The organism is Noviherbaspirillum sp. (assembly GCF_035254685.1).
Taxonomy (GTDB): domain Bacteria; phylum Pseudomonadota; class Gammaproteobacteria; order Burkholderiales; family Burkholderiaceae_D; genus Noviherbaspirillum.
The window spans coordinates 89,645-109,071 of the sequence record NZ_DATFAI010000025.1; the positions used below are offsets into that span (position 1 = coordinate 89,645).

Annotated in this window: 23 protein-coding genes, 1 tRNA gene and 1 riboswitch; of the genes, 11 read left to right on the forward strand and 13 right to left on the reverse strand. The window is 61.1% G+C overall.

Going from position 1 to position 19,427, the window contains the following annotated elements; genetic code table 11:
* Window positions 1-50: 50 nt before the first annotated feature.
* Entirely contained in the window at window positions 51-1,202 is a 1,152-nt protein-coding gene (locus VJ698_RS12255) for a GNAT family N-acetyltransferase (RefSeq protein WP_324103047.1), read from the forward strand.
* 46 nt (window positions 1,203-1,248) lie between these two features.
* The gene (locus tag VJ698_RS12260; RefSeq protein ID WP_324103048.1) at window positions 1,249-2,409 is read left to right on the forward strand and encodes a GNAT family N-acetyltransferase; all 1,161 of its coding nucleotides are present in this window, start codon (window positions 1,249-1,251) and stop codon (window positions 2,407-2,409) included.
* A 112-nt stretch (window positions 2,410-2,521) separates the two neighbouring features.
* Here VJ698_RS12260 and VJ698_RS12265 read toward each other — a convergent pair whose 3' ends face one another.
* The gene (locus VJ698_RS12265; protein WP_324103049.1) at window positions 2,522-3,511 is read right to left on the reverse strand and encodes an alpha-1,2-fucosyltransferase; all 990 of its coding nucleotides are present in this window, start codon (window positions 3,509-3,511) and stop codon (window positions 2,522-2,524) included.
* Window positions 3,512-3,806: 295 nt separating this feature from the next.
* On the opposite strand from VJ698_RS12265, the gene VJ698_RS12270 reads away from it, so the two are divergent.
* The 3 genes from VJ698_RS12270 (at window position 3,807) to VJ698_RS12280 (ending at window position 5,761) form a co-directional block, all read left to right on the forward strand.
* A complete protein-coding gene (locus VJ698_RS12270; RefSeq protein WP_324103050.1) occupies window positions 3,807-4,175 on the forward strand; it encodes a hypothetical protein in 369 nt (122 codons plus the stop codon).
* A 190-nt stretch (window positions 4,176-4,365) separates the two neighbouring features.
* Window positions 4,366-5,061, forward strand: a complete 696-nt coding sequence (locus VJ698_RS12275) for a UdgX family uracil-DNA binding protein (RefSeq protein WP_324103051.1) — start codon at window positions 4,366-4,368, stop codon at window positions 5,059-5,061.
* Between the two features lie 169 nt (window positions 5,062-5,230).
* Window positions 5,231-5,761: a hypothetical protein gene (locus VJ698_RS12280; RefSeq protein ID WP_324103052.1), complete on the forward strand. Its 531-nt coding sequence runs from the start codon at window positions 5,231-5,233 to the stop codon at window positions 5,759-5,761.
* Between the two features lie 14 nt (window positions 5,762-5,775).
* On the opposite strand, the gene VJ698_RS12285 is transcribed toward VJ698_RS12280, so the two are convergent.
* From VJ698_RS12285 to VJ698_RS12295, 3 genes are all read right to left on the reverse strand, one after another.
* Window positions 5,776-6,636, reverse strand: a complete 861-nt coding sequence (locus tag VJ698_RS12285) for an HDOD domain-containing protein (RefSeq protein ID WP_324103053.1) — start codon at window positions 6,634-6,636, stop codon at window positions 5,776-5,778.
* Between the two features lie 313 nt (window positions 6,637-6,949).
* Window positions 6,950-7,363, reverse strand: coding sequence for a DUF4148 domain-containing protein (locus tag VJ698_RS12290; RefSeq protein WP_324103054.1), 414 nt, complete (start codon window positions 7,361-7,363; stop codon window positions 6,950-6,952).
* A 190-nt stretch (window positions 7,364-7,553) separates the two neighbouring features.
* Complete coding sequence (locus VJ698_RS12295) at window positions 7,554-8,786, reverse strand: DUF2863 family protein (RefSeq protein ID WP_324103055.1); 1,233 nt, start codon at window positions 8,784-8,786, stop codon at window positions 7,554-7,556.
* Window positions 8,787-8,936: 150 nt separating this feature from the next.
* Between VJ698_RS12295 and VJ698_RS12300 the strand changes: the two genes are divergently transcribed.
* On the forward strand, window positions 8,937-9,737 hold the full coding sequence (locus VJ698_RS12300; RefSeq protein WP_324103056.1) for a DUF3014 domain-containing protein: 801 nt from the start codon (window positions 8,937-8,939) through the stop codon (window positions 9,735-9,737).
* A gap of 27 nt (window positions 9,738-9,764) precedes the next feature.
* Here the strand turns inward: VJ698_RS12300 and VJ698_RS12305 are convergent, their stop codons facing one another.
* A complete protein-coding gene (locus tag VJ698_RS12305) occupies window positions 9,765-9,983 on the reverse strand; it encodes a hypothetical protein (RefSeq protein WP_324103057.1) in 219 nt (72 codons plus the stop codon).
* A gap of 153 nt (window positions 9,984-10,136) precedes the next feature.
* Entirely contained in the window at window positions 10,137-10,415 is a 279-nt protein-coding gene (locus VJ698_RS12310; protein ID WP_324103058.1) for a hypothetical protein, read from the reverse strand.
* 302 nt (window positions 10,416-10,717) lie between these two features.
* A riboswitch (cyclic di-GMP riboswitch) is annotated at window positions 10,718-10,805 on the forward strand.
* A 158-nt stretch (window positions 10,806-10,963) separates the two neighbouring features.
* On the opposite strand from VJ698_RS12310, the gene VJ698_RS12315 reads away from it, so the two are divergent.
* Window positions 10,964-11,743, forward strand: a complete 780-nt coding sequence (locus VJ698_RS12315) for a lytic transglycosylase domain-containing protein (RefSeq protein WP_324103059.1) — start codon at window positions 10,964-10,966, stop codon at window positions 11,741-11,743.
* 120 nt (window positions 11,744-11,863) lie between these two features.
* Here VJ698_RS12315 and VJ698_RS12320 read toward each other — a convergent pair whose 3' ends face one another.
* From VJ698_RS12320 to VJ698_RS12345, 6 genes are all read right to left on the reverse strand, one after another.
* The gene (locus VJ698_RS12320) at window positions 11,864-12,217 is read right to left on the reverse strand and encodes a chemotaxis protein (RefSeq protein ID WP_324103060.1); all 354 of its coding nucleotides are present in this window, start codon (window positions 12,215-12,217) and stop codon (window positions 11,864-11,866) included.
* A gap of 288 nt (window positions 12,218-12,505) precedes the next feature.
* Window positions 12,506-12,922: a secondary thiamine-phosphate synthase enzyme YjbQ gene (locus VJ698_RS12325; RefSeq protein WP_324103061.1), complete on the reverse strand. Its 417-nt coding sequence runs from the start codon at window positions 12,920-12,922 to the stop codon at window positions 12,506-12,508.
* 48 nt (window positions 12,923-12,970) lie between these two features.
* Window positions 12,971-13,834, reverse strand: coding sequence for an archaetidylserine decarboxylase (gene asd, locus VJ698_RS12330; protein ID WP_324103062.1), 864 nt, complete (start codon window positions 13,832-13,834; stop codon window positions 12,971-12,973).
* Between the two features lie 167 nt (window positions 13,835-14,001).
* Complete coding sequence (locus tag VJ698_RS12335; protein WP_324103063.1) at window positions 14,002-15,651, reverse strand: methyl-accepting chemotaxis protein; 1,650 nt, start codon at window positions 15,649-15,651, stop codon at window positions 14,002-14,004.
* Between the two features lie 303 nt (window positions 15,652-15,954).
* Entirely contained in the window at window positions 15,955-16,482 is a 528-nt protein-coding gene (gene hemG / locus VJ698_RS12340) for a menaquinone-dependent protoporphyrinogen IX dehydrogenase (RefSeq protein ID WP_324103064.1), read from the reverse strand.
* A 228-nt stretch (window positions 16,483-16,710) separates the two neighbouring features.
* On the reverse strand, window positions 16,711-17,175 hold the full coding sequence (locus tag VJ698_RS12345) for a nuclear transport factor 2 family protein (RefSeq protein WP_324103065.1): 465 nt from the start codon (window positions 17,173-17,175) through the stop codon (window positions 16,711-16,713).
* 203 nt (window positions 17,176-17,378) lie between these two features.
* On the opposite strand from VJ698_RS12345, the gene VJ698_RS12350 reads away from it, so the two are divergent.
* The gene (locus tag VJ698_RS12350) at window positions 17,379-17,564 is read left to right on the forward strand and encodes a hypothetical protein (protein ID WP_324103066.1); all 186 of its coding nucleotides are present in this window, start codon (window positions 17,379-17,381) and stop codon (window positions 17,562-17,564) included.
* Window positions 17,565-17,650: 86 nt separating this feature from the next.
* Window positions 17,651-17,727: transfer RNA gene (locus VJ698_RS12355), tRNA-Arg, on the forward strand.
* A gap of 66 nt (window positions 17,728-17,793) precedes the next feature.
* On the opposite strand, the gene VJ698_RS12360 is transcribed toward VJ698_RS12355, so the two are convergent.
* Window positions 17,794-18,243: a pyridoxamine 5'-phosphate oxidase family protein gene (locus VJ698_RS12360; protein WP_324103067.1), complete on the reverse strand. Its 450-nt coding sequence runs from the start codon at window positions 18,241-18,243 to the stop codon at window positions 17,794-17,796.
* A 180-nt stretch (window positions 18,244-18,423) separates the two neighbouring features.
* Here VJ698_RS12360 and VJ698_RS12365 point away from each other — a divergent pair, with 180 nt between their 5' ends.
* Both VJ698_RS12365 and VJ698_RS12370 read left to right on the forward strand, forming a co-directional pair.
* The gene (locus VJ698_RS12365; RefSeq protein ID WP_324103068.1) at window positions 18,424-18,696 is read left to right on the forward strand and encodes a hypothetical protein; all 273 of its coding nucleotides are present in this window, start codon (window positions 18,424-18,426) and stop codon (window positions 18,694-18,696) included.
* A 42-nt stretch (window positions 18,697-18,738) separates the two neighbouring features.
* On the forward strand, window positions 18,739-19,350 hold the full coding sequence (locus VJ698_RS12370) for a DNA-3-methyladenine glycosylase I (RefSeq protein ID WP_324103069.1): 612 nt from the start codon (window positions 18,739-18,741) through the stop codon (window positions 19,348-19,350).
* Window positions 19,351-19,427 lie beyond the last annotated feature (77 nt).

Consider the following 19,427-nt stretch of genomic DNA (forward strand, 5'->3'; position numbering starts at 1 on the left):
AGCGGCGCCATCGAGGATACCGACAACGACCCATAAGCCGAGGAGGAGACATGCAAGCGGAAAACGCCAGCGTCACTATCTACAGGGACCCCATCCCGCCGTCGGTCGAGGCCGACATGGAAGCCTTGTATCAGCACAGGTATGCGTCCAGCCTGCAAATGAAGGTCTACGGCCAAATGACCGCCGATACGATGGCCTATGTTGCTGCCAGGGACGGGAAGACATCCACCGCGCTGCTGTTCCGGCTGGAGCATGGCAAGGCTTGCGTGCTCAACGAGCAGATGTGGCTCGATGAAGGTGAAATCGCGCGTTTTGCGCGGTACATCTTCGCCACGTTCAGGGAGGTGAAGGCCATTTCCTTTCCGGTCGTCCGTACCGAGATACAGCGCTTTCCGTTTCCGCATCAGCAGTTCCATTCCACCACGGATATCGTGCTCACCCTGCCGCATTCGGTGGAAGAGTACATGGCGCGCCTCGGGAAATCGACGCGCAGCTACGTCAAGCGCTATCTCAACAAGCTGCGGCGCGATTGTCCGTCGTTCGAGTTTCGCGCCTATGCCAACAGCGAGATCCGCGACGCGGACGTGCGCGACATCATCGCCCTGAACCGCGCGCGCATGTCCGGCAGGAACAAGACTTCCTATATCGACGAAGAAGAAGAGCGTCGCATGCTCGCGCTCCTGAAGCTGCGCGGCTTCGTCGGCGTGCTCACCATCGATGGACGGGTTTGTGCCGGCACGATCAATTACCGATTCGGCGACAACTACTTCCTGCAGGTGGTTGCGCACAACCCCGCGTATGACGATCACGGGCTTGGCACCCTGTGCTGTTATCTCACGATCTGCGAATGCATCGCGCAGCACGGCAATGAATACCACTTCCTGTGGGGGCAGTACGAATACAAGTACCGCCTGCTTGGCGTGCAACGTGACCTCGACCATCTCGCGGTGTACCGTTCGCGCCTGCACATGCTGCTCCTGCTGCCGATGGCACTGCGCATCGCGCGCGAGGGCTACACCTACTCCTTCCGCAGCTGGGTACTGAACAAGGCGCGCCGCAAGGACGACTCCAGCTTCACCTCCACGCTGGTCTTCCATCTCGTGAATGGTTTGCGCGACCTCAAGAATGTCGCCTCGCGCATGCTGCGGCGCGAGCATGCCGTCGTTGCCGGCCTGCCGCCTGCGCAGGGCAGCGACAAGTGATCGTGGCGTTTTTCGTGTTTCATTCGATACAGGGAGGTCGACATTCATGAATACCATCAGCGGTGCGTCATCCATCGCCAAGGACATCGACGGCCGTGCCGCGAGCGGGCACGCGCGACCCGGCGAATACAGTTTTACCTGTCATGAAAGCGAAGTGCCCGTATTCGCCGCTGCGGAGATCGAGCGCCTGCACGGCCACCTTTATTGCCTGCCATCCTGGCTTGCCTTGACGGGACAGCTCTACGGCGCGGGCACTTACATCGCCAGCAAGGGCGGAACGCCCACCACCGTCCTGCTCTACCAGCGGGAGAAGAATGCCGTCACGGTCGTCAGCGAATTCGTGCATCTCGACGAAGATGACATCCGCCGCTTCGTCGGCCACATGTTCGATTTGAACCCTTCACTCAAGCGTGTCACCTTCAACCGCGCCAGGGCGGACATCCGCAACCTGCCTTATCCATGGCATGCAGTGGACCACACCGAGGACATGATCATCGAATTGCCGGCCACCGTGCAGGAATATGATGCCCGTGTCGGCAAGAACATGCGCCGCAACATCAAGCGCTATACCAGTGCTTTGCAACGTGATTTTCCAAGCTATACCTATCACATCAAGGACGCAGACGAGATCAGCGAACAGGAAATTCGCGACATCATCCGTCTCGGCTGCATCCGCATGGAAAGCAAGAACATCGCGCCACGCTATACCGAGGCAGAGACGCAATGGATTGTGCAGCTGGCGAAACAATGCGGCCTGGTCGGCATCGCCACGGTGGAGGGAAAGGTCTGCGCGGGTGCGATCGGCTTTCGCATCGGCGAGAACTACTTCATGCACATCATCGCGCACGACCCGCGCTTCAATGATTACAGCCTCGGCATCCTGTGCTACTACCACACCATCTGCGAGGGCATCGCCCGCGGCGGCAAACGCTTCCACCTGCTGCAGGGGCGCTACGGCTACAAGTACCGGCTGCAGGCGGAGCGACATGATATCCGGCACATCGACATCTACCGCAGCCCGCTGCATGCGGTCATGCACAGCCGCCGCATCCTCAGGAAAGCGCTCGACGGCCAAATCCTCGCCATGAAGCAGTGGCTATTGCATGACGCCGAGCGCTCCGAATCCCGCACAGCGCGCTATCTCGGAGGCATCGTCAACAAACTGAGGCAGCGCAAACGCGCGGCGTCCGGCAGTTCTGCCGGGTGAGCGCAGCTGAAGAGCTTTTTTGTCCACGAAAGACACGAAAAACACGAAATAGGCAAAAGAATTTTTCGTGTCTTTCGTGTTTTTCGTGGACAAGAATATTTTTGCGGTTGACCTAGGACTCCACGATAACCCACCCCTCCGGAAAGAAATCCTCAGGATGGTTCAGGTGGTCGAGTGCGTTCATGCGGCGTGTCCTGACCACGATTTTTTCGAGGTGCGTGTTGAGATACGCCGCCCACCAGCTGAATGAGCTGAAGCCGGCCGTCACGTTGTACTTGCAGCGGCTCATCAGGTGCAGGTCTTCATAGCCGCGCTCGGGGCCGTTGTGGTCGACGTAGGTGACCTTGCCGTGCACCGGCAGGTTGTGCTTGACCCAGTCGATGTCGTCGGAGAACACGAAGAAGTGTGGCTGCGACAGCTTTTGTTCGAAGAAGGAGATGGCGTTGCGGTAGTAGCGCTCGGTCAGCACGCCGTCATACCAGCTGCGGTACTCCGGTACGGAGACGACGTCCCCGCGCCGTACGTGCAGGCTGACTGACTCGGTGGCGAGTATCTTGTGTTCCATCGCCTTGCTTTGCGCAGACAGCGGCACCTTGAGTTTCAGTTCGTCGAGAATGACGTCGCGCATGGAATCGAAATAGCGGTAGGAGAGGAAGCAGCCGCGCAGGATGGTTTCGTCCGGCAGTTCGAAAAAATTCGGCTTGTACTTCCAGTCGCCGCGCTCTTCGGTGAACATGCGCTTGTCGGTGCCCGAGAGCCTGAGCGCGACCTTCGACAGGTCGACGCCACGGTACCGCAGCAGCCGTACCGCGCTGCGCAGGATGGTGATCTGGCGCAAGCGTGCCTTGAGGGTGCTGTAGATGCCCACGCCTGAGCCCGGCCCGTCTTCCTTGATGGCAGACATGCCGAGCACGTCGGCCTTGATATTGAATCTGTCGAGCTGGAATGAATGCCCGACATATTCACCGAAGTTGCGTCCTTCCCTGCAATCCGTATCGACATCGAGATAGAGCGCCGTGTTGTGCCTGCGGGCGAGGGCGCGCGCTGCCGCGTACATGAAGAGCTGGTTGCCCAGGCCGCTGTGAATCTGAACGACGATCATCCCATTCTCCTCCCGGTTTGCCATGACGGTATTGATGATTGTTGGAACCCGTCACGACATCGATCTGAACGCGCAGCAAACTTGCTCCTCCCTCTCCTGGGAAGGAAGACACATTCGTGGAGAGTGATTGCGTGCGGTGCGATCCGTTCAGTCCATCGGCGCGCTCATTGAGACGCGCCAAAGACGTATCCATCCGGTTTGAATTGTGGGTGCGGCGCATTGCGCTTGGCGGCGTGCCATCCATACTAAGGTGAATGCCTGACCGGCTCACACTATTCTCGAACTGGAGTATGAAATGAAACACGCATCTATCCTCATTGCTGCACTCGCGCTTCCGGCATCGATTGCCTTCGCGCAGACACCTACACCGACCACAACGGGAAGCTCGATACCGTTCATTCCGCTGGTCGGCTCATCCGGCAATGCCGGAAGCTCCACCACGGGCGGGACGACCGGCACAGCGACGGGAGCATCGGCCTGGTTCATCGATACGGCGGCCAGGCTGGTAGTGTTCTGTTCAGAGACCACAACGGCAGGCGGCACAGGAACAACGGCCGGAGCCGGCGCGTTCACCTGCACGGCACAGCCTGTGCCGACCGGCCCGACCGGCGGCGCAACGCCCGCCCCGGCACCAAGCGCGGGAGCAGCACCGACCTCGCGTTGATCAGCCTCACATTAATCAGCATCAGTATTTCCCCCAGGTTCAAAGCGGCGGCCGAGAGATTTCTCCCGGTCAGGCATGGCCGCTTTTTATTGATTCATTGCCGAATCCATGAACACGCTTTGAACTTGCCCTGAACGATTTTTCCGCAACGGCATCACATTGACATGGAGTGATCCCGATTGCGACAACAATGACCATTCCCCGTCAACCCATCGCGCACCGCGCCCCGCCGAAGCGCGCGCCCCGCACGCGAGCACCGCATGTGGCTCCGGGCCCCGTCAGCCTGGAAGAAGTCCGTGAGGAGGCCCAGGATTGCCAGGCCTGTCCCTTGTGGGCCAACGCGACACAGACCGTGTTTGGCGAAGGACCGGAGCATGCGCGCATCATGCTCGTCGGCGAACAGCCTGGCGATCAAGAGGATCGTAGCGGCCATCCCTTTGTCGGACCGGCGGGGCGATTGCTCGATCGTGCGCTGCAAGAGGCCGGGATCGAGCGTGACATGGTGTACGTCACCAATGCGGTCAAGCATTTCAAGTGGGAGCCGCGCGGCAAGCGCCGCATGCACAAGAAACCCGGCGAGGGCGAGATCGCCGCCTGCCATCAATGGCTGGAGCGTGAACTGCAACTGGTCGCGCCGGCGCTGGTCGTCGCCATGGGAGCGACGGCCGCCCGCGCGCTGCTCGGCCGCGCCACGCCGATCGAAGCCAATCGCGGCCACCTGAGTGCCTTTGCCGGCGAAATGCAGATCCTGGTCACCGTGCACCCTTCCTACCTGTTGCGTGTGCCGGACGACGCACGCGCCAGCGCCTATGCCCGCTTCGTGCAGGACCTGAAGCTTGCCGCTCCTTTCGCGGAACGTTTTTCCGACCGGAATGGAAACGCCTAGTACGGCGACGGCGACCACGGATTTTCCTGCACAAGAACAAGCCCGGCACGACAGGATCAAAGCCATTTTGTCCAGGTTGGGCGATAATTCGCCCTCGACCTCTTTTTGTGGCGGCATCCGGGGGGATGCAGCGCATGGTCATCAGCAACTTTTTTTGAAGGCATATACATTGGTCACATCACGAAGCAAGCGCTGGAACGGCAGTTTTGACACCCTTCCAGTCGACTATCTCAAAGGCGTCATGGAAAAAATGGGCGAGTACGGGGACCGTGTGCAGTTTTCCCTCGTCAGCGTCGGAGCCGAACCGAATTACCAGGTGGTGAACAGTTTCGGTAAGGCGATGGCCTTCGACCGCAACCATCATCTGTTCAGGCCGGAAGGCGATGAATTTGAAGGCGTCAACGTCACCCAGCCCTTCACGATGGATCAGGTGAAAGCGGCGATTTCCGGCATCGGCGCCGCATCGCGCCCTGCGACTGCGCGCGGGCCGCGCGTGGTGCGAGCCGGCAGCGGAGGCACGCGCGTCAGCGCGGCGAAGCTCGAGGAGCAGTTCGCCGCGCAACGCTATGAGTATTTCAGGAACAACCGCGCGTCGCTGCCGCCGAGGATTTCCGAATACACCGAGGAAATCACCCAGTTGATGAAACAGGGCAAGTCCGTCGAGGACGCGTTCGGCGAAGTGGTGAAGAAGTACTTCTGAACCGGAGACGAGGATCAGCCGCGCGGCACGGGCGCGCCCTCCGATGAGGGGCCTGTGCCGGGGTGCTTCAGCCCGAGCCTGAGCATCAGGGTTTCCTCGTCGATATTCATCAGTCTGGCAATCGCGCGAAAGTCATCCGGCAGCGCCGGGTCGTCCCAGCCCTTGGCAGAGTGGCGCGCGAGGTCCACGGCCAGCTTCACGTTCTTGACGCGCGGCCGCTCGCTGTGCGAGTCGTCCATCAGGTTCAGCAGCAGTTCGGGCAGCTCCCACGTCCGGCACAACGCCGCCTGCAGGCCCTCGAGCGGGAAATGCAGCACCGCTTCGTAGGCGTCGGCGGTCCGCATCGCCGGATGCGATTTGCGCAGCGCGGCCACCTCCAGTGCCTGGCGCGGCGCGACGCACCAGATCAGCATTTCCGCCAGGTCGTGCAGCAGGGCGGCCACCGCCACTTCTTCACTGTTCAGGTCACAGCGCCAGGTAGCCCAGTCCAGCGCGTAGCGTGCCGCGCGCTGCGCCCGCCGGATGACATGCAGCAGGCCGAGCAGGGCCTGCGGATGCGCGGCAAGCTGTTCTTCGACCACCTCGAATTGCACGAAATGATGGAAGAAGGGTTCGACGCCCAGCATCATCACCGCGTGTTCCACTGTCGAGATATCCTGCAGCTGGCGCCGGCCGCGCTGGCGCACGCTGAAGCGCAGCACGCGCGCGGTCATCAGCGGATCGTGCAGGACGATGTCGGCGACTTCACGGATGTTGATGCGTTCCGCCCGTGCGCGCGCCTGCGTGATGGCATGGGCGGTCTGGCGCAGCACAGGAACCTCGCGGGCGGTCAGGAACTCCGTCCAGGATGCGATGCCGGTGAGCGTTGTCGTCATGGTCGCAGCGAATGGAAATGCCGTTGGGAACGGTCATTGTACTGCCAGCGCGGCAGGGAGGGGCGGGAAGCGACAGGAAGGATGATGCAGCCAGAACGCGCGCCGCCGGGCGGCGGCGCGTGGCAAGGAGAGGGCAAGCTTCGTCAGTCTCGCATGGAGATCATGCGGGGAAACGAAGCTCTCGCCGGCACAAGTCATGCCGGGACGAGCTTGTTGCGCGGCCGGCAGGGAACAAGGACGGGACGCCGCGAACGCTGCTTCGCGGTTCAGCCTCGCCGTTGTCCGCAAGGTGGATCAGCCTGCCGGCAACCCCTTATTTCTTGCTCTTGGGCTGCGCGGGATACTGGCCGCATTCGATGTTGCGGTTCATCTCGCCGGATTTCACGGCTTCCTTGGCTTCGGCGCGGACTTCTGCACGGCTTCGGGTACCCGATCCGCCGGAGGAAGTGTCGGCGCACTCGATGTTCTTGTTGAGTTCGCCGGCCTTGGCGGCTTTCGCCGTTTCAGCCTTCACTTGGGCGCGGGTCTTGCCGGCGGCGCAATTCGGCGAGTCGGTGCACTCGGTGTTCTTGTTGAGTTCACCGGCCTTGCCGGCTTTCGCCGTTTCGGCCTTGACTTCGGCGCGGGTCTTGCCGGAGGTGGTTCCCTGAGCACTGCTTTGCGCGAAAACCGGATAGGAAATCAGCGCACTGATCGCGAGGGCGATGATAGGGCTTGCTTTTTTCATGCTTGCTTCTCCTTGTGTTAATCCTGGTATGAATCCGGCTCAAGCAGGCCGGGTCATTGCGGTACAACAAAAGAAGGTTGCTTTCAGATTACCTTTCCTGCCATGGGTGCGCGTGAGAAAAATCAAATTGTTTTCCGATTTCAACGCGAGGCACGATAGCGGCACGCCTCCGCAGAAAACCGGGAAAATTTCACCGGTTTCCTTGCTGTCCGTGCCTTGCGCGGACATCGACTGGATTGCCCTCAGCATCGAAGCGCTTTGCGACGTCGAGTGACTTCAGGCCCATCGACATCAGCGCGTCACAGGCATCGTCCATCTCGCTCGCCAGGTCGCCGGCAAGCGCGAGCGGCCTGTCCGACGAGGAAATCAATGCGCCGCCCGTAGCGGCATGCAGATTGACCCGCAGCACAGTCTCTCCCTCGACATCGGCCGGCCCCACCACCGCGCACACGCTTTCCGGATCCGTGCCATGCGCTTCCAGTTCGTGGTGCAGGTCCGCCATCCACTGCAATGTCTCGTATTCGGCGATGCCGCGCTCCTTGCCGCCGTGGAACAGGTCCTGATAGAGGAAATCGAGATCGATCTCACGGCCATCGGTGACCAGGCAACGCTTCACCACCGGCACGATGTCCGTGGCCCATTGCCGGAAGCGCGCGGCGCGCTTCTCGAAATAGGCATCGGCCGCTGCCTCGTTTTTTGGCACCTGATAGAAGCGGTCATCCATCCGCTTCAGCGTGAAGCCCAGCAGGTAACGCAATTCCACCGCCACGTCCTCCGGCCCGAAATGGCTCTCCGGCCAGCCGCTCATGCTTTGTCCGATCGCCGGAGCGGCGGGCGCCTTCTTGCGCGTCATGGCCTCATAGGCTTCGCGCACCATGGCCTGCACCTGGCTGTAGCCGATTCGTCCCAGTTCATCCGGATGGTAGGCATGGCTGACGAGGACCAGCTTCGCATCGGGGCTTTCCAGTTGCGCCTGCAGGAAGCTCTCGCGCAGCAGGTCGAAGGCTTCTTCATCCTGGAAGCACTGGTCCGCGCGCAGGCCGCCGAGGGTGCGGGCGAACAGTGGCACGACAAAGGCATTCACTTCGAGTTCCGGCCCGTCCTCGCGGCGGAACACCACATTCTCGGCGGCGTCTTCGATGCGCTCCTTCAGGAGGCGATATGCATCGACGTCTTCGTCCAGCGCATAGTCGAGCGCTTCATGCAGCACATCGTCCTTCTTCTGGTGCAGGCACTTGCGAATGACGCGGACACACTCGGCTTCCGCGGTATCGAGCTCCTCCCTGTTCGCCACACGGTCCTCGCGCGCTGCAAGGTCTGCGGCAAGCATCGCCAGCCGGTGTGCCAGGCCATCTTCATGCTCGGACGAGGACTCGGACCGGGCGGTGGAGACGGTGGATATGGGGCGTTTGTTCTTTTGCATGGTTGTCTCTCGTCGTGTACGAAAAGCTGGCGTGGTGTAGGCTAATGGAAGGCACCCATCAAGCAAGGATGCAGTGCCGCATTTTAATGCAGCGGCACGGACACGCGCCATGCGTGCGCCGGCGTCGCTGCAGAAGCGAGGAGACGATTGATGAAAAAGATGCTGCGCCCATTGCTGGCCGTTATCCTGCTGGGACTGGCGGGCTTTGCCTTTTACCTTTGGAAACAGGGGCCGACCTATCAACCCGCGCCACCGCTTCCGGACGCGGCAACCGTACCGCCTCCGCCACCACCAGCCGCCGCTGCGGAACCAGCGATCCAGTACCCCGTGCCCGAACAGGCGCAGAAGCCGTTGCCGCCGCTGGCGGAGAGCGATGCGGTCGCGCGCGACGCGCTTGCCGACCTGTTCGGCAAGAAGGCAGTGAAGCAGTTCTTCGTGCCGCAGGAAGTCGTTCGCCGCATCGTCGTCACCATCGACAGTCTCCCGCGCAAGGTCGTGTCTGCGCAGTTGATGCCGACCCGGACGGTCGAGGGCAAGCTGCGTACCTCCGACGAAGGTGCGACGCTCACGCTGTCGACGGCCAACTACGAGCGCTATGCGCCTTTCATTCGCCTTGCCAACATGGTGGATGCGAAGGTGTTTGCCGCGGCCTACGTCAGGCTCTATCCGCTGTTCCAGCAGGCCTATCGCGACCTCGGGTATCCGAAGGGCTATTTCAATGATCGCCTCGTCGCGGTCATCGACCACATGCTGGATGCGCCGCAAAGCGAGGGCAAAATCGCGCTGGTCCAGCCGCACGTCTATTACCGCTTCGTCGACCCGGAGCTGGAGTCGCTGTCGGCCGGACACAAGCTGATGCTGCGCATCGGGAACGACAATGCGGCGATCGTGAAAAAGAAGCTGCGGGAGATCCGCAAGGAGCTGGTGAACCTCGGACCCGAGGTGAAGTGAACCTGCATCGGGTCCGCTGCGGGTCTGTTACGTCTTGCCGCCGAACATATGGCCAATGCTCGAGCCCAGTTTGCTCAGCATGCCGGGCGGCACGGCCATATCGCCGCTGGCGAAGCTGTCGAGTTGCGATGCCATCTGTTCCGGCATTCTTTCTTTGAGGAATCCGACGACCGTATCGACGGCCAGCTTCGCCTTGTCTTCCGGCAGTCCGGTCTTGTCCATCAGAAGCTGGATGAGTTCGTTCATGTTCTTGCTCCTTGCTTCGAACGCATTCTCCCTTGACTTCATGGCCACACAGGTACCTGAAGCTGTTCTTGTATCTCCACGTTAGTATCTTTCCGCGCGGTTTGCTTGAAGTGCGTCAAATGGGCGGAACAGAGGCGGGGAAGCAGCGCGTCTTTACTCGCGGAAAGCGTACAGGCCAATGCACAGGCCGATGCCGACGAGGTAGAGGACCCAGGTCTGCGTTACCGCATAGGGATACACCATCAGGCCGACGCCCAGCCATTTGGAAGTGGGACGCGACGTTTTTTTTCCGTAGCGGTAGGCGGCCAGGCCGATGATGCCGAAAAGAATGGCGCCGAACAGGTAGGCCGGGGTAGGGAGCGCCAGGCCGAGCGCGCCGAGTTCGTTCAGGTTGCCCATCTGCTGCACCTTCTCCTGTTCGTCATCCTGCATCAACTGCACCCGCAGTTCTTCCGTCGGTTTCTTCGCAGGGTAGTGGGCAATGATAAACCATGCGATTTAAAAAGCGCCTACGCCTCGTCGCGCACATTCAGTCATGCTTCTTTGATATGCCAGCCAGTTAACATCGGTAGCATCGGCACAACGGAAGCACCGCCGGAATTAAAACTTTCATATCGTATCGGTGCGATTGATTTCCCGTTTGCATGCAAAGCCGCTATGCTCGGGTCGGAGGCATCGCTTGCAGGGTTGTATGGCATTCGCCGCGCGCACCTGCAAGCCTGCACCATCAATCAAACCGATATGGGCAAATCCGTTGAAAGGCGGAGACGCAAAGCTTCTGGTCTACGGGTGTGAATTACCTAAGACAGCAGGGCTGCCGGAGTACATGAGCAGGGAAGAACCGATCTTCATGCCTGTCATCGCCTGACGCAGCCTTCTTCTGCCGGATCACAAGGCTTCGTCTTCAACACCGCTTCTCTCACGCCCGTCATCGGGACGACGCGCCGCGTTTTACAGCGGCACTGCAGCGTGAGGGAAACATGAGGTTCAGCCATCTTGATCGAGAACGTGACCGCGCCGGCAGCAGGCGCGGGACTGCGGCAACAACCGGAACAACCATTGCCGCCGCAGGCGTTGCGCTGCTGCTGTGCGCATGCAGCAGCACGCCCGACCTTTCGCCGGCGGAGGCAGAGCGGCAAGCCGTGGCGGCAACCTACGCCGCAAGCAGTGCCAACGCTCGGCCGAGACATGTCCGGACCACGAGCCGCGACATACTGCGCGAGTGGTCCACATTCGGCATCGATCCGCTGCCCCTGAAGCATAAGCGGGGCAGGACCGCCTTATCTTTGCACGACGTGATCGAAGAACCGGATTACATCCTCACCATCGATCAGATCATGACCAATGCCGGATGCCATGCGTGCGATGAGAAGCCTTACCACCAGATGGTGCTGGACGCCTCCGCCCGCCATGGTGTGCCGAGCAGCCTGATCCATGCCGTGATCCAGAAGGAGTCCGGATACAATCCCGCCGCCACCTCAAGGCGGCACGCACGCGGGCTGATGCAGGTCACGCCGGAAACGGCGCGCTTCGTCGGCGTGCGCAACACGAAATACCTGTATGACCCCCGCACCAATATCGATGTGGGCACTGCGTACCTGAAGTACCTGATCGCCAATCACACGACGGTGGATGAAGTGCTCGCGGCCTACAACGCCGGGCCGGGCAATGTGCGCAAGTACAAGGGGGTGCCGCCGTTCAGGGAAACCAGGCGCTATGTGCGGGACGTGAAGAAGCTGTACACGATCACGGCGAAGTAGTGGTTTGTCTCATCTCGATGTGTGGTTTTTGCCGAAGTCATCGCCGTCCAGCGTCCGGCCGAAACCGCACATCGGGGCGTGCTGGAGCACTGCTTGCAGCCGGGTGGCTGCTGCGCAGTCCTACAGACGCGCGTCCTTCTTCAACTGCTTCAGCGCGGTCACCAGCGTGACGAAGGCCTTGGCGCAGGGCGTGCCGCTGGCCAGCATCGCTTCTGCCTGTTCGTATTCGCCGAGATTGATCTGGCGCACCACCTTCTCTACTTCGGCATGGAAAGCGGTATGCGCATCGACGCAGGGACGGTAGCTTTTCACGAACGGGAACTTGCGCTCGGCTTCGCCGTGCAGCCAGTTGCCGAGCATGCACGCATCGACTTTTGCCATGGCCTTGGCGTCGAGTTGATACTTGCCGGCGATCGCCGCCAGCAGCTTCGCCCGCAGTTCTCCATCCTTGACCACTGCTTCCTCGATGTTCATGGCGTTCCTCTTGTCCTGATAATGAAATGACGCGCGGTTTTATTTCCGCAGTGCAATTAATCATAACAGGCCGGATTGGTCATGTCTAAGGGCCTGTCCAGGAATAAATTGTGCATTTTGCCGAGCGTGACGGGATGCAATGCAAGGCGTTCGTTGCGCCGCAGTGCGGGCACTGCAAGCAGCGAACAACGCCGCGGTGCGCCCGTCATGGCCGAGAAAAATGTGCAATTTATTCCTGGACAGGCCCTAAGCAGATGAAGGCGCGCCGCACGAAGCGTTGCGATGCGCTCATTCCCCGATCAGCGTGACCACCACGCGGCGCACCTGCGCGCCGGTGCGATGCTCCCAGAGATAGAGACCCTGCCAGGTGCCAAGCAGAAGCCGCCCGGCGCCGAACGGCACGTTGATGCTGGTGCCGGTCAGCACGCTGCGCGCATGTGCCGCCATGTCGTCCGCGCCCTCGAGGTCATGGCGATATGCCGGATCGCCATCAGGTGCGATGCGGGAGAGAATGGTGTCGAGATCGCGCCTCACGTCGGGATCGGCGTTCTCGGTGATGGTCAGCGAGCAGCTCGTGTGCTGCACGAAGATGTGCGCAATGCCGGTCTGCATGCCGGAGGCAGCGACGACTTGCGCGACGGCCTGGGTGATGTTGCGGGTGCCGCGCCCGGAAAGAGAAAACTCGAGGATGGATTGGTGCGTCATCGGCATTCCTGGAAGATCGGAGCGGCCATGTCGCGGCATCAAGCAAATTTACCGCGTGGCCGCCACGTCCTGCTTGCGTCCCATCGCTTCGCCCATGCGGATCGCCCGTCCCGGCGACCAGTCGGGATTGAACTCCATCACGCCGCGCGGAAACAGCAGGACCACGGTCGAGCCGAGCAGGAAGCGGCCCATCTCCTCGCCTTTCTTCAGCACGATGTTTTGATCGTCATAATGCCACTCGCGCACGGTGCGCGAGCGCGGTGGATTCACCACGCCGTACCACACGGTCGCCATGCTGCCGACGATGGTCGCGCCGACCAGCACCAGCACGAAGGGCCCGAACGATGAATCGAACACGCACACCACGCGCTCATTGCGTGCGAACAGGCCCGGCACGCCGCGTGCGGTCGCCGGATTGACGGAGAAGAGCGACCCCGGCACGTAGATCATGCGCGTCAGCCTGCCGTCGCAGGGCATGTGGATGCGATGGTAATCGCGCGGGCTGAGGTAGAGCGTGGCGAAGCTGCCGTGGTCGAACTGTGCCGCGAGGCTGCTGTCGCCGCCGACCAGCGCGGTGGTGGAATAGCGATGGCCCTTGGCCTGGATGATCTTGTCATGCTCGATCGCGCCGCACTGGCTGATCGCGCCATCAACAGGACAGACAAAATCCGACCCGGCCAGCGGACGCGCTCCCTCGCACAAGGCGCGCGTGAAGAAATCGTTGAAGCTCGTGTAGCTCGCCAGGTCCGGATTGAGCGCTTCCGCCATGTTCACGCCGTAGCGCTTGGCGAACCAGCGGATCAGCTGCGGCGTGAAGCGCTCGTCTTGCGACCGCGCAACGCGGCCGGCAAGAGTGGTCAGCGCCTGCTTGGGCAGGAGGTATTGATGTAACACGGACAAACGCTTGGGCACGGCTAACCTCGTGGAAAAGAGTTGGCCTGATTATAGCTTCACGATGTCACCGGGAGGTATCGGCGGAGCGCCAGCGAGGACAGCAGAAGTTTCTCCGCGGCCTTGTCAGCAGCCGCGTTTGCCGGGTTCGATGCGTGCCCCCGCTGGGCAAATGAGAGGCACGGCGCTCAGGCGCGCTTGCCGGGAATGACAGTCAGCATCGGCCTCTCTGTTGCCCCTGTGGGCAGTGCCTGCCGGACGGCAGCAGATGGCGCCTGCGCGATTGCCGGCGTAGTCGGCATGGTCTCCAGCTTGAACACACCAACGATCTCTTCCAGGTGGCCCGCCTGGTCCTGCAGCGACTGCGATGCGGCGGCTGCTTCTTCCACCAGCGCCGCGTTCTGCTGCGTGGCATTGTCCATCTGGATGATCGCCAGGTTGACCTGCTCGATGCCGGCAGTCTGCTCTGCGCTGGCCGCGGCGATATCGCTCATGATGGTGGTGACATGCTTGATGCTGTCCACCACCTCGCGCATCGTCGCACCGGCTTCATGCACCAGCGTCGTGCCGGAGCGTACCTGGTCGACCGAGGCGCCGATCAGCGTCTTGATCTCCTTGGCCGCGGCTGCGGAGCGCTGCGCCAGGTTGCGCACTTCCGTCGCCACCACCGCAAAGCCCTTGCCCTGTTCGCCGGCGCGCGCCGCTTCCACGGCCGCATTCAGCGCGAGGATATTGGTCTGGAAGGCGATGCCGTCAATCACGCTGATGATGTCGAAGATCTTCCTGGAGGAATCGTTGATCGATTCCATGGTGTCGATCACGCGCGCCACTGCTGTGCCGCCCTTTGCCGCGACCTCGGATGCGCTGGCCGCAAGCGTGCTCGCTTCACGGGCATTGTCGGAATTCTGCTTGACCGTGCCGGTGAGTTCTTCCATCGAGGAGGCGGTCGTTTCCAGCGAACCGGCCTGCGCTTCGGTGCGCTGGGAGAGGTCTGCGTTGCCGCTGGCAATATCGCTCGATGCGCTGTAGATCGCATCGCTGCCCTGGCGCACTTCGCGCACCATGCGCACCAGGCTCTCGTTCATGTCCTTCAGCGCCTGCAGCAGCGTGCCGATCTCGTTGGTGGAACAGACGTCGATGCGTTGCGTCAGGTCGCCGGTGGCAATGGCGCGTGCCGCCTTCACGCCCTTTTCCAGCGGCAGCGTCACGACCTTGCGGATGAACGGGTAGATCAGGAGCAGCACCGGAATGCAGGTGAACAGGGCCGCGAGGATCGACTTCATGCGCTGGCGCGCAATGCCCGCGTTGGCCTGGTCGAGCGAAACCTTCATGCTGACTACGCCCAGCACTGTGTTTTCCTGTACCTGGTGGCACAGGGTGCAATCCTTGCCGAGTGAATTCTTTTTGGCGAGGGCAGGGCGCACCGCACGCAGGTATTCCCCCTTGCCGTCGGATTCGACGCGAACGATTTCCTTCCCGCTCTGCAGGACCTGGCGTTCGAGTTCATCGGGATCGGCGAGATCCTTGCCGCTGGGCGGAAACAGCTTGTTGACCGCCTCGCCGCGAATCACGCGCACGTCGCGCAGCGTGCCGAGCTGGCTGATCTGGTCGAGGAACACTTCGCGCTGGTTGACGGTGCCGGTGACCATCATGCCGGTCAGTCCGGCCATGGTCATGTCGTACATGCTGCGCGAGAAATCGCCGGCCTGCTCGACCGCCGCCTCGCGATACACATGGTCCTGCCAGACGATCACGCCGGACCAGACAACGAGCAGCGCGACGCCGATCGTCAGCAGCAACTGCACCCAGATTTTCATGTTGGCAATACGCGAACCCATACTTCCCCCGTGTGATGCGGACGTTCCTTCGCCGCTGGATACTGCACGCGACTTCCTGCTTCCCCAACTCACGGATGCTGCCCGGGCACCGGGCAGCGTTCGCTGACGATTGCGTAGCGCGTAACTTTGTTGATTGTCTTTCTGAACCATCCCGGTCCCACTATGGCAAAGGCGGTCGGGACGGGCACTGCAAGGCCCAAGCATAGGAATTGCCCGGCGGCATTTCCTTGACATAAGTCAAATAGCCATGGGGCATGTATGGTATTTGCTTGCCGTTATGGCAATTGATGGAGTGTGGACGGCTCACATGGCGCAGATGCGTCGCCCGAATACCTCCACCTCGTCCCAGTCCGTGAATTCGACCACGGCATGCGGATCGGTCGGGCCTTTGGTCAGCCACATGATCAGCCGGATGATCTGCCGGTCGCGGAAACCGTAGATCGGGTAATTGATCTTGCCGGCAAAAACGCCGACTTCGCGGGGGCGCCAGGAAGTGATTTTCCTGAATTGCCGGATGTAGGGATTGGTCTCCGGCCGGTTCTTCTCCGGCTTGCGCGCCACCACATTGACGGAGAAAAAAGCGCTCGGCCTGCTCTCCAGCGCCTGCCGGTTGCGCTCGATGAAGTCATAGACTTGCGGGCGATGCTTCCCGTAACGGATGCTCGCTCCGATAACGACCTTGTCGAACTTTGCCAGGACCTCGTCCGGCTGGCCGTCCACCGCAACGAGTGCCGCTTGGTGGCCCTGCTGCGCGATCACCTGCTGCAGCCGTCCGCAGATCTTCAGCGTCTGGCCATCGACGGTTGAATAGACGATCAGGATGCTTGCCATGGTGTGCCTTTTCTGGTGTTGCCTGCATGAATGAAATCATGGAAAACGGCACTAAACCAGCAACTAGCGCAAACAAAGGGCAGGGCGGCAAGGAATGAAACAGGCGGGCAAGATTGGGGGGAGGCGGCGCCTTGTCGGTATTTATCGAGTGTTATCGAAACGACTATGCCTCGGCAGTATGCGTGCAGGGCAGGGCAGGCGAGGCTGCCCTGCCCTGCACGCGCCGGATCATTGAATCGGCACCGTTCCCGCTCCGGTGGTCGCAGCGGCGCCAGCCATCGCGCCCATGCCGGCCGGCATGAAGGCGTCGCGTGTGGCCGCGGTATCGAAGTACTGTTCGAAGCGTGCCACCTTGCCGTCGCGCAGGGTGAAGCAATGTACCCACGGATACGAGTACGTCTTGCCGGTCGAGCGCACATTCCATTGGGCGTATCCGCGGACCACGACCTTGTCGCCTTCCGCGATCATGTCCTGCGGCTCGAAACGCTGCGCTTCCTGCGCCTGGTTCAGCTCGGCGAAGAATTGCCCCACGTCCTGCCTGCCATGGTAGTCGCGCGAGAACGGCACGTTCTCGACCTCCATGCCGGTCCATTCGATATCGTCCGCAAACAACTGAAGCAGGTCATCGATATTCCCGCTCTGGAACAACTGGTAGCCGCGCGAGACCAAGGCCTTGTTTTGCTCGATGTCCATCATCATCTCCTTCAAACTGCTCGTTCTTCTGCTCCCTTAATCTGCGTTCGATACACACTAGGTCACCGTTTGAAGGTGCGATTGAGAGGCCTCAAAGCCATGGCAAATCGGGCTGCAGCCACGTTCGGCCGGCTGCTTGTCCTGGATCATTCCGGTTTTTCCTCAGCAAGGCTACGCTGGCGATGCCACAGCGGGAGGATGACATGCCCTGGTCGGAAGACTATTACCCGAAATCGATGAACCATCTGCCGGAACATGCGCGGCGCAAGGCGATCGAGATCGCCAACGCCTTGCTCGCGGAGGGCATGGAAGAGGGGATGGCAATCCGGATCGCGATTGTGAAGGCCAAGCAGTGGGCGCAGCATCACCACCATTGGCCTTATGAGTGAAAGCGGGAAGTGAACAGTAGGGGTGGAATCCGTTTCGCCGCAAAAGATTCCACAAAACCGGATACCGTGTTAAACTTGCGCCCCTTGCGGCTGTAGCTCAGCTGGATAGAGTACTTGGCTACGAACCAAGGGGTCGTGGGTTCGATTCCTGCCAGCCGCACCAGATGCAAAAAGGGGTCACGTTCATGCAGCGTGACCCCTTTTTCTTTGCCTTTCGCCTGCGCTCACTTCACATCGACACCAGCTCGGTATGCCCGAAGCCCTTTTCGTAGTCGAGCACTGAAATCACCTTCGGCGTAATCTTCAGCATCACGATATCCATGTTCTCGCCGGGCTGCGCCCATTCCGTCACCTGCGGATAGCGCTTGACCATGCACTCCGTGGCGCGCCGTATTTCGTTCTGGTCCTCCAGGAGCTGCGCCGTCGCGCCCATCGACAAGCCCTTGATGTGATTCCAGTCCTTGTATTCCGCGTTGATGGTCAGCGACACCTTTTCGCAATGCCGGATGTTGTTCGCCTTCTGGCTGTCCTTGCCGATCCCGACGTAAATCGTCAGCCCGTCGTTCGCGTAGCTGACCGTGGTCGCCTGCGGATAGCCGTCCGGCCGGATCGTGGCCAGCGTCAGGTCCTTCCCGTTGTCGATGATGTCCTGGATAAACTCCCTGTTTGCCTTGTCCATGGTGAACCCCCATCCGGAAGTTGAATTTCAACGCGCAGCATGTGCACCGACCATTGTGCGACGCCGGCCGCAAAACGGATTGATGCGCGTCTAGCTTCTCCGTCCCACAAGTACGCATGCTTGCGTACAATAAACACCTGCACAGCATTCCATCGAACCACCCGCCGAAGAGCCGAAGAAATGATTGACCCGACGGACGCCGTCACCCGCTCCATTCCCCAGCCTGTCCGCCTCGATTTCGCCTCGGAAAGCCGCACCTACAGCATCGCCCTCGACCGTGACCTGTTCGACCAGTGGAGCGTGACGCGCTCCTGGGCAGGCAAGCACAACAACCTGCGAGGGAGCCGGATCACGCATGTCGATTCGTTCGAGGCCGGCCTGGCCATGGTGCACCTGCTCGCCCGGCGGCGCGAGAAGAGCGGCTATCATCTCCGGACACCATTCGCGGGCTAGACGCCGCCCGCGGTAGCCTCCGTTTCAAAAGAAGGAGTACGCATGAGCATGACAATCGCCGGCCCTGACGGCAAATCGCGCTGCAGCTGGTGCGCCAGCGTGCCCGAGTTCCTTCCCTACCATGATACGGAATGGGGCTACCCCGTCAGCGATGATCGTCGCCTGTTCGAGAAGCTGAGCCTGGAAGGTTTTCAGTCTGGCCTGAGCTGGCGCACGATTCTCGTCAAGCGCGACAACTTCCGCGCGGCGTTCCACGATTTCGATTTCGACAGGATCGCCCGCTTCACGCAGCGCGACGTCGAGCGCCTGCTCCAGGACCAGGGAATCATCCGCCATCGCGGCAAGATCGAAGCCGTGATCAACAATGCTGCGCGGGCGCAGGAACTGGTCAAACGGGAGGGCTCGCTGGCTGCCTTCGTCTGGCGCTACGAACCGCACGAAGAACATCGAGCGGAACCGCAGACGGCTTCCACGTCGGCGGAATCGGTGGCACTCTCGAAAGACCTGAAAAAGCTGGGCTGGAAGTTTGTCGGGCCCACCACCATGTATGCCTTCATGCAGGCGATGGGCCTGATCAACGATCATGCCGAGGACTGCGTGATCCGCGCCAAGGTCGAGCGCGCACGAAGAAGTTTTCAACGACCGGGTTGCTGATCACGCAAGATCGCGCAACACGTACGGGTTGGGGCAGTGATGCATGTTGGCATGCGGAACGTTGCGCGCTTGCCAGA

Bases quoted from the DNA above. Each gene is read 5' to 3' on its own strand.
- VJ698_RS12255 (WP_324103047.1), top strand. From the start codon at position 51: ATGCAAGCGGAAAACGCCAGCGTCACTATCTACAGGGACCCCATCCCG.
- VJ698_RS12260 (WP_324103048.1), top strand. From the start codon at position 1,249: ATGAATACCATCAGCGGTGCGTCATCCATCGCCAAGGACATCGACGGC.
- VJ698_RS12265 (WP_324103049.1), bottom strand. From the start codon at position 3,511: ATGATCGTCGTTCAGATTCACAGCGGCCTGGGCAACCAGCTCTTCATG.
- VJ698_RS12270 (WP_324103050.1), top strand. From the start codon at position 3,807: ATGAAACACGCATCTATCCTCATTGCTGCACTCGCGCTTCCGGCATCG.
- VJ698_RS12275 (WP_324103051.1), top strand. From the start codon at position 4,366: ATGACCATTCCCCGTCAACCCATCGCGCACCGCGCCCCGCCGAAGCGC.
- VJ698_RS12285 (WP_324103053.1), bottom strand. From the start codon at position 6,636: ATGACGACAACGCTCACCGGCATCGCATCCTGGACGGAGTTCCTGACC.
- VJ698_RS12290 (WP_324103054.1), bottom strand. From the start codon at position 7,363: ATGAAAAAAGCAAGCCCTATCATCGCCCTCGCGATCAGTGCGCTGATT.
- VJ698_RS12295 (WP_324103055.1), bottom strand. From the start codon at position 8,786: ATGCAAAAGAACAAACGCCCCATATCCACCGTCTCCACCGCCCGGTCC.
- VJ698_RS12300 (WP_324103056.1), top strand. From the start codon at position 8,937: ATGAAAAAGATGCTGCGCCCATTGCTGGCCGTTATCCTGCTGGGACTG.
- VJ698_RS12305 (WP_324103057.1), bottom strand. From the start codon at position 9,983: ATGAACGAACTCATCCAGCTTCTGATGGACAAGACCGGACTGCCGGAA.
- VJ698_RS12310 (WP_324103058.1), bottom strand. From the start codon at position 10,415: ATGCAGGATGACGAACAGGAGAAGGTGCAGCAGATGGGCAACCTGAAC.
- VJ698_RS12315 (WP_324103059.1), top strand. From the start codon at position 10,964: ATGAGGTTCAGCCATCTTGATCGAGAACGTGACCGCGCCGGCAGCAGG.
- VJ698_RS12320 (WP_324103060.1), bottom strand. From the start codon at position 12,217: ATGAACATCGAGGAAGCAGTGGTCAAGGATGGAGAACTGCGGGCGAAG.
- VJ698_RS12325 (WP_324103061.1), bottom strand. From the start codon at position 12,922: ATGACGCACCAATCCATCCTCGAGTTTTCTCTTTCCGGGCGCGGCACC.
- VJ698_RS12335 (WP_324103063.1), bottom strand. From the start codon at position 15,651: ATGGGTTCGCGTATTGCCAACATGAAAATCTGGGTGCAGTTGCTGCTG.
- hemG (WP_324103064.1), bottom strand. From the start codon at position 16,482: ATGGCAAGCATCCTGATCGTCTATTCAACCGTCGATGGCCAGACGCTG.
- VJ698_RS12345 (WP_324103065.1), bottom strand. From the start codon at position 17,175: ATGGACATCGAGCAAAACAAGGCCTTGGTCTCGCGCGGCTACCAGTTG.
- VJ698_RS12350 (WP_324103066.1), top strand. From the start codon at position 17,379: ATGCCCTGGTCGGAAGACTATTACCCGAAATCGATGAACCATCTGCCG.
- VJ698_RS12360 (WP_324103067.1), bottom strand. From the start codon at position 18,243: ATGGACAAGGCAAACAGGGAGTTTATCCAGGACATCATCGACAACGGG.
- VJ698_RS12365 (WP_324103068.1), top strand. From the start codon at position 18,424: ATGATTGACCCGACGGACGCCGTCACCCGCTCCATTCCCCAGCCTGTC.
- VJ698_RS12370 (WP_324103069.1), top strand. From the start codon at position 18,739: ATGAGCATGACAATCGCCGGCCCTGACGGCAAATCGCGCTGCAGCTGG.